This is a genomic window from Moritella marina ATCC 15381 (genome assembly GCF_008931805.1).
Taxonomy (GTDB): Bacteria; Pseudomonadota; Gammaproteobacteria; order Enterobacterales; family Moritellaceae; genus Moritella; species Moritella marina.
The window spans coordinates 4,163,745-4,180,163 of the sequence record NZ_CP044399.1 but is presented as its reverse complement, the minus strand read 5'-3'; the positions used below and the strand labels follow the sequence as shown (position 1 = coordinate 4,180,163).

At 39.8% G+C, this 16,419-nt stretch carries 12 protein-coding genes; 3 read left to right on the top strand and 9 right to left on the bottom strand.

Annotated elements, in window-relative coordinates:
* From FR932_RS18850 to FR932_RS18810, 9 genes are all read right to left on the bottom strand, one after another.
* On the bottom strand, positions 1-1,287 hold the full coding sequence (locus tag FR932_RS18850) for a restriction endonuclease subunit S (RefSeq protein ID WP_240532379.1): 1,287 nt from the start codon (positions 1,285-1,287) through the stop codon (positions 1-3).
* Positions 1,288-1,294: 7 nt separating this feature from the next.
* Positions 1,295-2,848 (bottom strand): type I restriction-modification system subunit M, encoded by a 1,554-nt coding sequence (locus FR932_RS18845; RefSeq protein WP_019440681.1) that lies wholly within the window; start codon positions 2,846-2,848, stop codon positions 1,295-1,297.
* A gap of 110 nt (positions 2,849-2,958) precedes the next feature.
* Positions 2,959-3,528, bottom strand: a complete 570-nt coding sequence (locus FR932_RS18840; RefSeq protein ID WP_019628963.1) for a recombinase family protein — start codon at positions 3,526-3,528, stop codon at positions 2,959-2,961.
* Positions 3,529-3,836: 308 nt separating this feature from the next.
* On the bottom strand, positions 3,837-4,244 hold the full coding sequence (locus tag FR932_RS18835; protein WP_019440679.1) for a hypothetical protein: 408 nt from the start codon (positions 4,242-4,244) through the stop codon (positions 3,837-3,839).
* Positions 4,244-6,556 carry a hypothetical protein gene (locus FR932_RS18830; protein ID WP_019440678.1) on the bottom strand — a complete coding sequence of 771 codons (2,313 nt, stop codon included), beginning with the start codon at positions 6,554-6,556 and terminating at the stop codon, positions 4,244-4,246. The genes FR932_RS18835 and FR932_RS18830 overlap by 1 nt, the downstream gene beginning before the upstream one ends.
* The gene (locus FR932_RS18825) at positions 6,549-8,096 is read right to left on the bottom strand and encodes a site-specific integrase (protein ID WP_019440677.1); all 1,548 of its coding nucleotides are present in this window, start codon (positions 8,094-8,096) and stop codon (positions 6,549-6,551) included. The genes FR932_RS18830 and FR932_RS18825 overlap by 8 nt, the downstream gene beginning before the upstream one ends.
* A gap of 17 nt (positions 8,097-8,113) precedes the next feature.
* Positions 8,114-9,490 carry a site-specific integrase gene (locus FR932_RS18820; RefSeq protein ID WP_019440676.1) on the bottom strand — a complete coding sequence of 459 codons (1,377 nt, stop codon included), beginning with the start codon at positions 9,488-9,490 and terminating at the stop codon, positions 8,114-8,116.
* Between the two features lie 162 nt (positions 9,491-9,652).
* A complete protein-coding gene (gene ssb / locus FR932_RS18815; RefSeq protein ID WP_019440675.1) occupies positions 9,653-10,285 on the bottom strand; it encodes a single-stranded DNA-binding protein in 633 nt (210 codons plus the stop codon).
* A gap of 1 nt (position 10,286) precedes the next feature.
* Positions 10,287-11,660, bottom strand: a complete 1,374-nt coding sequence (locus FR932_RS18810) for an MFS transporter (RefSeq protein WP_019440674.1) — start codon at positions 11,658-11,660, stop codon at positions 10,287-10,289.
* 508 nt (positions 11,661-12,168) lie between these two features.
* Between FR932_RS18810 and FR932_RS18805 the strand changes: the two genes are divergently transcribed.
* From FR932_RS18805 to FR932_RS18795, 3 genes are all read left to right on the top strand, one after another.
* Positions 12,169-12,807 carry a LuxR C-terminal-related transcriptional regulator gene (locus FR932_RS18805; protein ID WP_019440673.1) on the top strand — a complete coding sequence of 213 codons (639 nt, stop codon included), beginning with the start codon at positions 12,169-12,171 and terminating at the stop codon, positions 12,805-12,807.
* 229 nt (positions 12,808-13,036) lie between these two features.
* Positions 13,037-15,199, top strand: coding sequence for a GumC family protein (locus tag FR932_RS18800; protein WP_081588312.1), 2,163 nt, complete (start codon positions 13,037-13,039; stop codon positions 15,197-15,199).
* 14 nt (positions 15,200-15,213) lie between these two features.
* Entirely contained in the window at positions 15,214-16,419 is a 1,206-nt protein-coding gene (locus FR932_RS18795; protein ID WP_240532378.1) for an outer membrane beta-barrel protein, read from the top strand.

Here is a 16,419-nt window from a genome sequence, read left to right as displayed (position 1 = left end):
TTACACGAACATTTGTTGTAATGAGCCTTTTTTCCATTCTTTAGCTTTTTCAAGCTCAGAGTTGGTTAGGGCGATCTTCTGATCGATAGCTGATAAGAAGTTGGCTATTTTCTTCTGCTCTACAAGTGAAGGTAATGTAACCTTGATATGGTTGATATCCGTTGGTGCAAGGTTGGGTGGATCTGTGCCTGCAATGTTTTGAACTATGCTACTCACTACTCGTTTGCATTGAGCTAAATAGTACACATAAATCAAGCACTCTTTTGTGTTTAACTTGCCTACACGTTGATTCAACAAGGCTCCATCAGAACTATCATCAACGAATGCTATTTTAAGTTGATCATTCAAGACTGGGCGAGTCAAAGCGACAACCACATCTCCCTTCTTCAAGGCAAATTTTTTGTATTTTTCTAGGTAGTCTTTTGGTAAGAAACTTATATTTTTGTTAGATATTTTTTCGACACCAACATCAGCTATTTTGAGCCACCTAGTTCCATTAGTTCGACTATCGGTGCTTTTAAAAGCAAACCCATTCAATATTGAGAAAACACTTTTTAAAGTCTTCTCCTCCCAATCAGGAAACTCGCTGCCATCATCGGCCTTAAAGCGCAGAGTCGGCGGGACAAAGGCTAACTTTCCATTCTCAACTTTCCACTCTCCACTAAATAACTGTTGCATCACCCCGCGTTTGTACTCGGTGAGCTTGTCTTTCTTCTCTGACAACAGTCCAATCTTCTCATCGATTTTTGATAAGAAAGAGGCGATTTTTTTTTGTTCAGATATTTCGGGTAAGTTGGCTTTTAAAGTCTTCAGGTCAGAGTTGTATACATTACTAATACTTGCCCCTCTCGCAAGCTTTGAAATTCTCTTTCTTAATTTTTCATTTATGTAATACGACACATAAACATGAGAATAATCAATATCACCTTTTGGTCTCAAGACATTGATGGTTCGGCCTATTGCTACATCTTTAAGTATTAGAGCTGAAGCAGAACCGATATCAAAAGGGTCTTCTCCTGCTGATGGCAAAAGAATCTCATTACCGTAACTGAACGTAAGCTCTGAGTGATCTAGATTTGTGCGGTTAATAGTCTTTGTAATAACTTCACCATACATGTGGTAAAGCTCTCCATATCTTACACAAGGAGTATTAAACTCTGGTGAGGCTTCTTTTTGCTTAATGTTTTTTCCTGAGGAAAATACGAAAATATCGTCAAACTTATACGGAGTGTATTGAGGGGCTTTACTAAACTCAGTAAGGCGAAGTCTTGGTTTTAAATTCATCATGACTCCCCTAGAATGGCGCTTTGATATTAAGCTGAGCACAGAAATCAGCGATATCAGCATCCACTGAGTGCATCTTGGTTTCAAGCTCTGTTAAGTCTGTTGCTACCGTATCAAGATCGATCGCTTCTTCTTCTTCAAAGGTATCCACATAGCGAGGGATATTCAGATTGTAGTCGTTCTCTGCAATCTCAGACATATTGGCAACATGAGAAAATTTCTCTACCGATTCACGCTTGCTGTAGGCTTCAACAATGCGAGTGACATCTTCTTCACGCAGGTGGTTTTGCGCTTTGCCTTTCTCGAAATGGTTCGACGCATCAATGAACAAGACGTTATCTGCGTGTTGTCTGGTTTTCTTGAATACAAGAATAGAGGTTGGAATACTTGTACCGAAGAAGATGCCTGCAGGTAAGCCAATCACTGCATCAAGGTAGTTTTTGTTCTCGATAAGGTGCTTACGAATATGACCTTCAGCCGCGCCACGGAAAAGAATGCCGTGAGGAACAACAACCGCTAGTGTGCCTGTTTCGTTTAACTGGTGAACCATATGCAGTACAAAAGCAAAGTCAGCCTTAGTCTTAGGTGCAAGTTTACCGTAATCAGCAAAACGCTCATCGTTTAGGTGTAGGTCGCTTGCGCTCCAATTAGCAGAGAACGGAGGGTTGGCAACCACAGCATCGAAACGCTTATCCAAGTGCATTGGGTGCTCTAGGGTGTCGTCGTTCTTAATATCGAACTTATCGTAACGCACACCGTGCATCAGCATGTTCATACGAGCAAGGTTGAAGGTGCTTGGGTTTTGCTCTTGTCCACAGAACTCAAGGTTAGTGCTTTTTACTTCTCTTGCTACGCGTAATAGCAATGAACCTGAACCACACGTTGGGTCATAAACGGATTTCACGTCACCGCTTAGGCTTACTAACTTAGCAAGGATTTTAGATACTTGTTGAGGGGTATAGAACTCACCTGCCTTTTTACCTGCACCAGAGGCAAATTGACCAATCAGGTATTCATAGGCATCACCAAGTAGGTCGATTTCGGTGTTGTCGATTTGAAAGTCGATGTTCTCTAGGTGAACCAACACTTGGCAAATAAGTTTGTTACGTGCGTCTGGGTTCTTACCTAGTTTGCTAGAGTTAAGGTCGAGTTCTTCAAACAGTCCGTTGAAGTCATCCGCAGAATCAGCCGAGGTTGTGGATTGTTCAATGTCGTTAAGGACACGGCTTAACTCATCAAGGATAAACTCAGACTTCTCGCCACGTTTAGCAAGGCTTGAGAATAGCTGTTTAGGGGCAATGAAGTAGCCAAGGTTCTCGACACACTCATCATGTAGTTCTTTAATCAGTTCATCATCAGATTCAGCGCTATTTTCACCAGAGAAAGTAATACCATCTTCGGCAAGCAGTTCATCACAGTAACGGTTTAGTTTGTCTGATAGGTACTTGTAAAAGATAAGCCCCAGAATGTAGTCACGGAAGTCGTCGGCTGACATATTGCCACGCAGAGTGTTGGCTATGTTCCAAAGCTGTTTTTGTAATTGTTGTTGGTGTTCACGAACCATGATGTGCCTTATTGATAAGCCGACTAAATTTAATTGCAGGCATTGTACCAGAAGATACTAAGACGTGGGTTGGCATCGATACATTAAAACACTTCAACTGAGACATCGACCTATTCTTTATTCCAATGTCTTTTCACTGTAGCAATTCCCAAACCTAATACCTCTGCTGTTTTAGATTGAGATAAGCCCTCTGCCTTCTTTGCTTGAACTGAATGCGTTGTGGCGTGGGCTTTCGGTCTACCCAGCTTTTTGCCTTGAGCTTTAGCTCGTTCAAGTCCTTCTTTTGTTCGCTCTCTAATTCGGTTCCGCTCAAACTCAGCAAAGGCCGAAAACATTTGCAACATCAACTTACCCTCAGCACTTGATAGATCTGCAACGGGGAGGTCAAGGCAAACAATTTTAACGCCTTTATCAGTAAGCAGCTTAATTGTGTTTTGCACGTCTATGTTATCTCGGCCTAAACGGTCTAGCTTTAAGACAACCAACATATCGCCACTTTCTATCTGGTGATTGATTAGCATCTTAAATTTATCCCGCTTCATTGCTTCAACAGAACCTGAAACCGTTTCGCTGATAACACGAGAGTCATTCACCTCATACCCTTTCTGACGGATAGCAATAATTTGATTCTCGGTGGTTTGCTCTGTTGTTGAAACACGACAATAGGAGAAGATGCGCATTGGTCACTCACTTTTATAAAAGGTATCAAATATGGGGGTATCATATAATTAAAGTATCATGAAGTCTACACCCTAATTTTTTGATACCAGTTTTTAATATGGAAGGCTGGTATCAATATACGACTATTTTTTGATACTAGCAAAAGGGTTGGTAAACCTAACCATGCGGCATAACGTTGCATTACTTATTAGGATGTAAGATAGCCTTTGTGACGTGCATGGGCAATTATTGTAAGGTCGTCACCAGATGCCGACCTTCTTTTATCTTTTGCTTTTTTACTGCCATTAAAACCAGTAGTTTAACTAACCTACTGGTTGTCTTTATTTGGAAGTGGCGTGTTTAATTGATCCGGTGTCACACCAAGCCTATATGCGTTATAGAGCCAAACATGGAACTGCTCAAGCAATTGCCTATTTTCCTCTTCAAGACGTTTGATTGTATTATCTTTTTTATCCAGTTTTTCTGCTGCCACTTTTAAGCTTGGAGGGAGGCTTAGATTAGCTTTAGGTTCGCCACCAGATATAATTTTTTTAACTTCTTTCAAAGCATTTTTAATACGAGCATATTTTTGCAAAGTTTGTCGTGTGGTTTTAAACCCTAAATCATGCTCAACGGCATCAACTAATTTATCCCATGTCAACCTAGTATCAGTAGGCCAACCATCCAAAACGTCGCAAACATCGGCGATATCCTTATCAGTTAAATGCTTTGCCATTAGAAGTCCTCCAAATAATCCATATCATCCATCTCATCCATCAAAATTTGTTCTTCGTCATCAGCCTCGACCAATTCCAGCCCGAGAAGCTCATCGACCTTCACATTATTCACTCTTTGAAAATTTTCAATTTTAGGTAATCGTTTTTTTCCATTGGCATCCATAGCTCTATCTAGCAAGGTTACATCTTCGATATTAGCGAGCTTAATCAATGCACCATCTTCAATATTTGGATCTGTAAGCATTCCTATTAGTTGTCTACAGCGCTCTACCGTCGCATTACGCCGGGTGTACCACTGCTCAGCACCTTGAACACCATGATCCAGCGCCTTTTTATCCTTCCTTAATAATTGCTCTTCTCGTTTCAGTTTTTTGCGAATCCGTTCACATTTTACATCATCCCCTTTTTCACAAACATGCTCATTACAATTAATACAATCTCGATATTTTTCACACGGTTCACTTAAGTAAGAAGTCGTACACATGCCATATTCAGTTATATGAGCACTGAGAGAGGCTTTCGTATTGAGTTCTTGAATAGTTCTTGGTGTCGCTATTTGAACCTGAATTTGAGTATTTTCAGTTTTATTTTGAGTTGCTATCGATTTTTCACTATCTTCAATAAAATCAGCACCATACTCTTCAGGTGTGGTGTGATTGTAAGCTCGATTTTGTTTTGGATCAGAACGTTGTGCCCACTTAGCCCGAACCTCCCCTTCCATCCCATTTACGCTTGCCATTGTGTCCAGCATGTGACGTAACTGGTGGGATGTCATCGATAAATCACCATATTCCCAACGCTGAAAGATAGACAGAGTGTTATTGAGAGCTGCCCCTGTTGTTTTACTCACTTTCTTGGTCGGTGCTAAATCCTCGTTTAACGTATTGATAGTTGGGATCGTAAGCTCCGTATAAATGATTGATTTTTTGATGTTCAGCGCATTTGAAAAACCTGTATACAAGGATTCAGACCACTTAACTTTAACCTTACCTTCCCCTGTTTTAAAAGGAATATATGGAAAATCTTCAGGCAGGTCTCTTCGAATAATTTTATTTAAATCATGCAAGCTCACAACATAATCTTTACGTTCAACTCCTTTACGTTTTATAAATTGATTACATGCATTATTCTTTTTTGTCCCCTCTAAACTTGATAAATCTAACCCCAGAGCCGCAGATACCTGCTCCTTGGTTAATAACTGATGCTCCTCAACATCTGGACAGAGATGGTGACGTGGAAAATCAGGTGAGTCTTCCAGCATTTTGGAAAATTCTCTCGCTTGTGTAGATTGCGCTAGCAAACGTTTAAAAACTCGAGCAGCAGTATCCATAATGACAGTTGGCAACCATTTATTAGCGTGACCAAATCCCTTACCAGAAAACCACTTAAGCCCATATAGCTTTATTTCATCATCGACACTTAGTCCTGCTTTATCAGCATTGCTTTTCTCAGTATCGACTGACGTTACAATAACACTACTTGGATTTACTACTTTTTCATCTTTAATACTTACCAGCTCTCTGATCTTGACAATTTCATTGAGCTCATCGAGCGTATATCCACACTCCAAAGCTCGTTTGACTGTCATTGTTTCCTCATGAAGCCCATCGATTTTAAGGTACATAGGTTCGGATCCACGCGAGGGAGCACAAAACATTAAAGCCATAGTCGAACTAGTAAACACATCACGAGGTGATAGTAATTCCGTTTTCATTGATGATATCTCTGCTAGGGCCATCAAAGCATTATCATCAGGCATCTTATCTTGACGCCTTTTCTCAGCTTCTTCACCCGTAGAGCCCATATCCTTGGCCTTTTTGATAGGGTTTTTCCACAAGAATGGCTTAATTATTTTTTTATCAATTAAAAAATCGAGAAGGTTTTTAAGCTGAGCACCAGCTTGATATGCAGCCCCACTTCCCATGTTATCTCTGGCAGACTGCGCAGCACGGTCAAAATCGCCAGCCTTAAGTGTAACGATATCGAGATTCCCACGCTTGGCTATACAAGCTGATTCAATAGCTCTCAATGCATAAAGCTGCAATGTATTTGCCGTAGGCTTCATTGTCTGTTGGTACGTAACGTATGCCTTGGCAAATGACATAACTGAACTATCAAGTTGATTGGCTTCAATACGGTCTTTACTTCCAATACCTATTTTGGTGAAGTTACCAACCTTTGGCCAATAGGCGCTCTCGTAATCGCATTTATCATTTAAAGGTGGCAATTGTTTAGCAAAAGCAACAAAATCAATAAGGTTTTTTTTATGTTGTTTTTCATGTTTTGGAGTGAAAACTATAGAATTAGGCATTCTCGTTATATTCCTTGCAGAGCTTAATAACCTGACAAACAGCGATAATTGCTCTGTCATTGATGGCTACAATAGTCATGTCGCCTAACGTTTCTTTTAGATGCTCACGCTCTTCCATAAGCCATTGTAAAACAAGATGGTGAGGAGCGTCTGACCAAGGGCGGAATTTAGGACATAAATAACAAGCAACTGGCGCATAGTCAGTACAGAACGAGTTAGTGCCACACGACCCGATGTCACAGTCTTTTTCATGACAAGGAATGCGAGTCGCTTTAGGATTGCCTTTGTTTGCCTCATCCTCGTCCTTGACAACCCTACCTGCGAAAGCGCTGGCATATACCATCAGAGACTGATTCATTATTTTAGATATCTCTAAAGCAAATTCAGGTACATTTTCGATATATATCCCAGTGTTCTGTGTACTGCCGTGGTCTAACAATGTAGCGATAGTAAGCGTTCCAGAACCAGCCCTAGCCGCTCTTGTACCTAACGTGTAGCGAAAGCGATATGGGGAAATATGGATACGCTCACCAGTACGCTCAGAAGTTATCTTTAACTTATTAACGGCTTTCACTAACATTGAAGACATGTTATTAGATGTCATGTGAAGTAACTCTGTATCTAAAACCTTAGTGAGCATTCCTTTAGGCGTATCAATTAACGCCTGCAAACAACTGCTATCAATAAATAATGGTAATTTGTTTTTTTGTGCACGAGTTAATTTACGTCCAAGATCCTGCTCAACCTTAACGATATGCTCTTTGATATGCTTTGTAATAACTTTTCCAGCATCATCAATCAGACCAAAATCCTTAAAAGTAGAACGAAATTTGTTTCTACGTTGCTTAATTCTTGGTATTTTAATTACATAGATTTTCTTTGTGGTGTACTTCACCGAGAAAACAACATCTTTGACTTTTAGAGTGGCTATTTGTTCTGGACGGCGGCCTGTTGCTTTAAAAAGTAGAATGAGTGCGTACTGCAAGCTGGTTATCTTACCTTCTGCATACTTATGTGCTGATTGGCTAGCTATAGCTTCAAATTCGATATCACTAAACGGTCCAGTTAAAGGGTCTAAAGAAAGCACTGCTGCACCTTTATCATTTCCCGATAAACGCCATTTATCCATTACTTCGTAAACGCTATCTTCAATTGATGAATCGAGGCTCAAATAACGCATTTGACGAATAAAACCGCGAACAACAGATAGCTTATATTCTCTGTTCTTTGCTAACCGACCTTTAAACGTCAACAAACCCAATTCAGAAAAGGTTGTCGCACCACTTTCTTTTAAATATAACTTCAAGTTATCTGAAATATTTCTTGTGTGGGGAGCTGAATTATTTTCAGCAAAATACACTAGCGTTTCTCGAATGTCATCCACGCAGCTATCATCGAAATCATCCAAAAAACGGGTGTCTAGATTAATATTCCGATCTAGCTGCCAATGATCATCTAAGTAATCGAATTCGAACCCTCTAGAAGAAACGGTTACGGTTACTTTACTTTTCGGTTGTAATTTTAAATCTTGAGCGGACACGTTGTCATAACCTCTTTTTACATCGGAATATCTTCATCATAGGCACCTACAATACTCATAATTTCTGTACTGTTTTTTTCTTGGAGTTCAAGACCTGTCAAAATGGCGCGCTCATCATCATGTCTCATACTGTATTTTTTACCCGAATCTGACCCTTCGCGCCAACCCATTAATTTTTGACGGTCACTTTCAGACTTAGCATGGGTAACTTTTCCCTCTTTAATTCTACGATCAGCATTATCACTGAACCGGTCATTCCATGAATGCCTAAATGCATGTGGATGTACACGGAAACCAACAACTTTAGACACTTGCCTACATATTTTATTTACAGCACCCATAGAGAGTGCATTCGGTTTTTTTACTCGGTGGTGATGAGTAACAAACAAATAAGGTATTTTTCCCACGTCTTGGATATTACTGCGATGATTAATAATATAATTATCAATCATTTCTGATAGGCGGCTATCTATAGGAACTAGTCGACCCAGAGTTTTGGCTGATGGAGTGTCTGCACGTTTGTCGTTTAAATCACTATTTTTTCTAATTGATAGATATCTTCGCCCATTCTTGGTACTTGTTTTTATATCCTGAATCCTAATCCGCGCTAGCTCGCCGCGTCGATTTCCTATAGCCTCGAGCATGTTGATAATTAATTGATTACGGTAACGGGCATCTACACCCACCCAAGGATTGTCAGATGAATCAGGTCTAATGACATCTAATATTCGAATAATTTGAATCCGAGTTAGTGACTTGTATTTCCCCACATCATCATAATCATCAGATTCTATGCCTGTATATGCTGAGTCTTTATTAAGGTGATCGATAATCCTTTCATCACGTTCAATATCACCCTCAGCACTAAATTTTTTAGGTCGAAGTGATTTTAGAAGCTCTTTAGTTTTTCCTATTTTGGAGGGAAATAAATATTGTTCAAGCCAGCCAATGTAACTAGCAAATGTTGTGATACGGTTGTAACTGGTATGAGACGAAATATCCTTCTCATCTTCAACCACTATGATTTGTCTTGCAGATTCAAGCTTGTTGCGTCTAGGGGTAAACTCAACAATATTCTTACCTTTATTTCGTGCTACATGCTCACGAAAAGATGGCACTGTACGCTTCGCCCATTTTATTAATGTCTCCAACTCTGCTCTTAATACAAAGTCCCCTCGCTTACATCTTTCCTCGATATCAATATTGAGGAAAGTACAGATTTCATAAAGATATTTTATATGCTCAAAATTTGCGTGACAGGTACTGGTCGCATCAGAAGCATTTCGATGATTGATTGTCATGAACAAGTTTGGATAATCCATGGGAAGACCATTGTCTCCCATCAATATTGAGTATGACTCTCCTGAGTTGAATTTAAACTTTTTTACATTCATACACACCCTAAACGTTACAAAATAACAAGGTAACCCATAACCTGAATTTAGAGTATAAAAAAAGTTTACAGAAGTTGCAACACTTAACTGTAAACTCTATATAACCTACTGATTTAGTTTTGTTTATATGTAAACTTTACAAAACTAGGTCTCAGGTAACCGTCAGAACGGAATGTCGTCATCAAAGTCAGCAGATGGTTCGTTAAAACCTTGCTGTGGTGCTTGAGGCGCTGCTGCAGGTGCTTGCTGTTGTGGAGCATAGCTTTGCTGCTGTGGAGCCTGTTGCTGTGGTGCTTGCTGTGGCTGTTGATTATAACCGCCTTGCTGTTGTTGCGGTGCAGCTGCTGGTTGTTGTGGCTGACCCCAACCTGCATTTTGATTTTGCTGTTGTGGTTGTTGATTGTAACCACCGCCACCTTGTTGCTGCTGTTGTTGACCGCCTTGACGAGCACCAATCATCTGCATTACACCATTAAAACCTTGTACTACAACTTCTGTAGTGTAACGGTCCTGGCCATTTTGATCTTGCCATTTACGTGTTTGTAATGCGCCTTCGATATATACCTGTGAACCTTTACGTAAATATTCACCAGCAATTTCTGCTAGTTTACCGAATACAGCAACACGGTGCCATTCAGTTTTTTCACGCTGTTCGCCAGTTTGCTTGTCACGCCACGATTCACTTGTCGCAATCGTTAGATTGGCAACCGCGCCACCATTTGGGAATGAGCGGATTTCAGGATCATTACCTAAATTACCAAGAATAATTACTTTATTTACGCCACGACTGGCCATGCTAGCTCCTGTGCTGTTCACGAACCAGGTTCAAAGCCTGGTCTATTTCAAAATCTTTAGTCGCTTTTAAATAAGCAACCTGCTCTTCTAATACTACTACAGCTTCATTAATACCGGAAAGCGATATTAGCTTTTCGGCGATTAATTCAGCGTCTCTTTGGTTAGCAATGCTCACAGCGATAGTATGGGCCTTCACTTGGCCAACATTCTCTAAGCCTAAAGAAATAGCAAACCACATTATCATTACCGCAGCAATAATAAAGAATAAACCTTGCGAACCTAATTGCGAATACAAACTACCGGCAATAATACCGCCACAAAATGCACCAGCAAACTGGGAAGTGGAATAAATACCCATTGCCGATCCTTTAGCACCAGCCGGAGCCGACATCGAGATCATCGCAGGTAACGAGGCTTCTAAAAAATTGAACGCGGTAAAATACAAAATAATAGCCAGACCAAACAGCCATAAATTACCATGAGCAAACCCCATAACGCACAAGGCAGTACCCATTAACGCGATTGCAAATAAGAAAAATTGTTTATTCATTTTCTTTTTAGCCGCAATAATCAACATCGGTACCATCAATACAAATGATAGCAGCAACGCAGGGAAATATATCCACCAGTGGTGCTCACCAACCAGTCCTGCCGACTCTAATTCAAATGGCAGAGATACAAATACCGCAGTCAGGGTTAAGTGCAATAAAAAAATACCGGCATCGAGACGTAATAATTGCGGATCACGTAACATCGCTCTTAACTTGTTCTTATTGGTACTCGCATCGCCTGCTGGCGCTTTGGTTGTTGAGTTAGGGACAATATAATACACCACCAACATACCAACGATAGCCAAGGCTGCAGTCACAAAGAAGATACCTTTAAGACCTACCCATTGTGCTAATACAGGGCCAGCCACCAGCGAAAACGCAAATGACAGACCGATACACATACCGATAACGGCCATGACTTTAGGTCGTTGTTGTTCGCGGGTGATATCAGCAGCTAACGCCAAAATAGCACTGGCAACAGCACCTGTACCTTGCAATATGCGTCCAAAAGCCACACCGTAAACGGAATCAGCCATGCCAGCAACAATGCTACCAACGCAAAATAAGCCTAAGCCAGCAATAATAACGGGCTTACGACCAATACGATCAGATAACTGCCCCATCGGAATTTGCAGCATCGCTTGGGTTAAACCATAAGCACCGATCACGATACCAACCCACAACGGCGAATAACCGATTAAATCGCGCCCATATATTGCAAACACCGGCATGATCATAAATAACCCCAGCATTCTTAAACCAAATACTAATGCTAGCGACACCGCTGTTTTTTGCTCTAATTTAGATAAAGCTACATTATCCATAATTAATCCATCAACCCTTTAATATTTACAGCGCCATGTTAACACGTCATGCTAGCTGACAATAAAAATTTATTTAAAACAATCACCGTCGCCCCGACCATGCTTTAGTATTAACAATAAATAAAAATAACCGTAAAACACCAAGTTAATAATCACAAATGAAATAAAACGCCAAAATAAAACCCCCATACAATCAAAATAAAAGTATTAAACGCAGTTAAACCATCAATACAACTCAAAAATAAAAGTATGAGGCGAGATAAAATGCCAGGCTAACTTGACTCATTTCTGACACCCAGATATGTTAAGTTTAATTAACAACTACTTAACATTGAGTATTTAAAAGACTTTTTTTCATCCCGTACTGTCAATTAATACTTTAGTACCAAATTTTATTGCACTTAGGTATTAGGTTTAACACTTAAATTAAGTCACTCGCTCAATTTTATCGCTTTATAATGTTTAACATGAATATGGATATCACCACACACACTAAAGGATTAGTCATATGTCGGATTACCCAAATGTAGTACTACTTTCACAACCAAGCCTACAAGTCGCCACGTTAGTCTCGTGTTTAAGAGCTAAACTCGATATACCGGTACAACAGCTGCGTGAAGTAGCCGAAATTGAACGGATCTCGATAGATGACAACTTACTCTTGCTGGTTGATACAGATAACCTCAGCAATACTTCACAAGAACAACTTAAAAACAAATTAAAGCAATATCATGGCATGTTTCGTTTAGCATTGATTAATTTAAGTGACGATACCACGATGGAAAATATTTCTACTTGGCCATCTATCTTCGGCGTATTTAATAAACGCGATGAACTCGATGTCGTTTGCAAAGGCATACAAAAGATCACTGAAGGTGAATTTTGGATGCCAAGACGCACGCTGAGTTCTTTAATCTCAATTTATCGCTCAACTAAAACCCTTGATCTCGATAGAAAACCAGAATTAACAACCCGTGAACAAGAAATTTTGCGCCAGCTAATGACAGGCTCATCTAATTTAGAAATTGCTGACGTATTGTATGTCAGTGAGCACACCATTAAATCGCATCTCTACAACGTTTTCAAAAAAATCAAAGTTAAAAATCGCCTGCAGGCAGTATCTTGGGCGAAAGAAAATCTGCTATAAAATGAATGCTTCATAAGGCCATTATTATCCCGCTAAATAACGGTCCCTTTAGACTAATATATATAAAAGATCATATTTTATATGATCTTTTATACTTATAACGAGATAATTACATACCCACTTGCGCTTATAATGTTTCTTTTTTGTTAAAACAATGGTACTTGTTAATGCTAAATACTGAGCACGTATGGATACGTGACCCTATCGCTCGCAATTCAAAGGATCTGAAGTGGAGCAAAATAACGAGACGCATAGCGGACTCCAACAAGGAGCCCACGACGAAATAGATTTAACCCATCTCGTTAATATAATTCGACGCGCATTTTTGCGGATCGTAATAATGACCACTCTTGTTAGTATCATTGCCGCTATATTTATTTCTGATTTACCGCCTGTTTACAAAGCCAAAACCACTTTACAATTACAAGTACAACAAGCCAAACCAATTGCGATCCAAGGTATATTACAGAACGATGTAAATAATAAAGATTACTTTCAAACTCAAATTGAGATTTTACGTTCTGATTTAATCACTGAAAAAGTCATTAACAAATTAAACTTAATCCAGCACCCTTATTACACGCAGAACAAACCTCGAAGTAAATTTGCCGAAATACTCGGCCACATAAAAGATCGCCTTTTACCGACCAACCCCTCAGTAAAAAAAATAAATCAACAGGCTTTCATTGGCCAAATAAAAGCGGCGGTGACAGTATCTTTAATTAAAAACACCCAACTATTAGCCATCAGTTACGAACACAATACAGCGGAGTTGGCCGCCTTAATCGCGAATACTTATGCCGATGTCTATATTCAACACAACCGTGACTTTCGCGTTCAACAAACAATCAACGCATCACTCTGGCTAAAAGAAGGCGTACAAGCGCTAAAAGATAATTTAAATACAGCGGAGAGCAATCTTAGTCACTTTCTTCAGCAAGAAAATTTAATTAACGACACTGGCATTGATAATTTTAGCGCGACAGAATTACAGATCCTAACCAACAAATTAAATACCATACGTAGTGAATTAATTAATGCACGGACCTTATATTTACAAGTTAGCCAAGCGCACAATTTAGATTTACTGACCTCTACATCGATTAAAGCACTGTCGAGCCAAACCGTCATTGTTGAATTAAGAAATGACTACACGCGCGCCAAAAATAATGTCGCAGAATTATCTAAACGTTACGGACCTCGTCACGATAAAATGATCCACGCCAATGCGCAATTTAATGAAGCCGAACAAAATGCGCAAAAAGCCTTGCAGCAACTTGCACTCGGTTTTAAGAACAACCTCACGTTATTGCAGCAAAATGAATCCGCGATTGTGGCGGCACTGCAAGGTAAAAAAGCTGAACACCGTACTCTCATTAAACAAAAAGCCCGTTACAACGAACTTAACCGTGAGTTAAAATCGAGTAACGAGCTGTATAATATGTTTTTAATGCGTTTAAAAGAAACGAGGCTTACTAATAACCTCAATCTATCTACTGCTACGATCACTGATGTGGCAAAAATACCACTTGCGCCTTTTAAACCGAAAAAATCACTTATCCTCGTATTAGTGATTCTACTGACTTTAATGGTATTAGTTGCGCATGCGCTGCTGCATGCGGTATTTTTTGTTAATCAAGATAATGTGGCTAATTTACCGGTACCATTACTCGGCTCGCTACCCAATCTAAAAGCCATTGATAAAAAATTCCAACAGCGTTCACCCCAGCAATTATTCCTGAATAATCGCATGATATTTGAAGCCGCACAGAGCTTACGTACAGCATTACAACTTTCCGCAAAAGCGCAACAACAAGTCATCATGGTGACATCAAGTACTATCGGTGAAGGGAAAAGCACCTCAGCAATCTACCTCGCAATGGCACTCGCGCAAACCCACAAAACAATTATTATTGAAGCTGACATGAGAAAGCCCTCTGTCAGGAAAAAAATGGGGATCCCTAATCAGCAACGTGGATTAATTGATATTCTAACGAAGAGTGGCAGTCTAAACAGTTATATTTGGCATGATGAGCAAACACAATTAGCCATTATTCCGGCAGGTGAACTAACTCAAAGCCCATCAAATTTGCTTAACTCAGTACGCTTCGCGAGTTGCCTCAAAATTCTACGATCACAATACGACTATATTATTATTGACTCACCACCAAGCCTGCTTGTCAGTGATGCTTTAATCATTGGCCAGCACGCCGATTTCAACATTCTTATAACCCGTTCAAATAATTCTAAAATTGGCGAACTCAGCAACACCATCGAGTTATTAGCAAAACATAATGTCAGCACTGATGGCATTATATTAAACCAAGAGTCATTAAAGAACGATAAGCGCTATCAGTACCAATATCAAAAGGAGACTGCATTGGCTTCATAGCAATGCGTACACCTATGTTGAAATATCATTATTTATTACTCATCTTATGTTCAGTGCCGTTCAAGCTATTAGCAACTTCACCTATCGAATCGAACGGCTTGGCTGACTTCACTGATTTTAGTGATATAGGCGTTGAAATAACCCCAAGCCTAGCGATAAATTACAAGTACGACGACAACATAGCCAATGTCAGCAGCAACAAAACAGCCTCGAAATTGGTTGAAATAATACCCGCCTTGCGCATTGTAGGACAAAAGTACAATAACCAATTCACACTCAATTACGCAGCCAACAAGAATCTATACAGTGAAAGTGAAAGCAGTAATTTCACTGACCATCAATTACAAGCTGGCATCAAGCGCGCGGTGAACCGTCGACACACATTGGCATTGCTATATCAATTTGAGCAAGGTCACGACGCGCCTAACACTGGCATCTCGGAAGGTAGCGGACAAGTCGCAGAACCTGCTGTATTTTACACTCAAAATATAGACCTTAACTATCGCTACGGCAGTCAATCTTCCACTGTAACGCTAACCCCCAGAATCCGATTTAATAATAAGCGCTACGATGAGGACAATCTTAATTACACAACAGCAGCGGATTTCAATGAATACGATTACGGCCTTGCCATTTATTATCGCCTTGCCGCCAGTGTTAACTTGTTAGTCGATATGAGTCATATCACCACTAATTATGAAGATACTAATGACAGCAAAGACAAAGACAATGCTAACGCTCTTATTTATAGCGGCATTAATTGGGACATCACAGGCAAAACACAAGGCGTGATTAAATTGGGTTATGAAGAAATTAATTTTGCTGACAATCGCCGTACAACACAAGCAAATCCAAGTTGGGATATGGGTATTCGCTGGTCACCAAAAACCTATTCCATATTCAATATCAGCGTCAGTCAAAAAATACGCAACGCAATCACAGGGTCTGATAGTATTGAAACCAATAATCAATCCATCAACTGGCAACACACCTGGCGTTATAATTTATCCAGTTCATTGGCTTATAATCACCTTGATGAGGTATATCAGCAGAGCGAACGTAATGACGATAGCCACCAGCTTAATATGGCATTAAATTATCAATTTCGCCGCTGGTTAACATTCGGATTGAGTTATGAATATCAAAATAAATCATCGTCAGATTCGCGACTCGCTTATGATAAAAACATCTACGGTCTCACCAGCAATTTTGTCTTCTAG

What these genes read in the sequence shown, in the direction of transcription:
- FR932_RS18850 (WP_240532379.1), bottom strand. Translation starts at nt 1,287, where the DNA reads ATGATGAATTTAAAACCAAGACTTCGCCTTACTGAGTTTAGTAAAGCC.
- FR932_RS18845 (WP_019440681.1), bottom strand. Translation starts at nt 2,848, where the DNA reads ATGGTTCGTGAACACCAACAACAATTACAAAAACAGCTTTGGAACATA.
- FR932_RS18840 (WP_019628963.1), bottom strand. Translation starts at nt 3,528, where the DNA reads ATGCGCATCTTCTCCTATTGTCGTGTTTCAACAACAGAGCAAACCACC.
- FR932_RS18835 (WP_019440679.1), bottom strand. Translation starts at nt 4,244, where the DNA reads ATGGCAAAGCATTTAACTGATAAGGATATCGCCGATGTTTGCGACGTT.
- FR932_RS18830 (WP_019440678.1), bottom strand. Translation starts at nt 6,556, where the DNA reads ATGCCTAATTCTATAGTTTTCACTCCAAAACATGAAAAACAACATAAA.
- FR932_RS18820 (WP_019440676.1), bottom strand. Translation starts at nt 9,490, where the DNA reads ATGAATGTAAAAAAGTTTAAATTCAACTCAGGAGAGTCATACTCAATA.
- ssb (WP_019440675.1), bottom strand. Translation starts at nt 10,285, where the DNA reads ATGGCCAGTCGTGGCGTAAATAAAGTAATTATTCTTGGTAATTTAGGT.
- FR932_RS18810 (WP_019440674.1), bottom strand. Translation starts at nt 11,660, where the DNA reads ATGGATAATGTAGCTTTATCTAAATTAGAGCAAAAAACAGCGGTGTCG.
- FR932_RS18805 (WP_019440673.1), top strand. Translation starts at nt 12,169, where the DNA reads ATGTCGGATTACCCAAATGTAGTACTACTTTCACAACCAAGCCTACAA.
- FR932_RS18795 (WP_240532378.1), top strand. Translation starts at nt 15,214, where the DNA reads ATGTTGAAATATCATTATTTATTACTCATCTTATGTTCAGTGCCGTTC.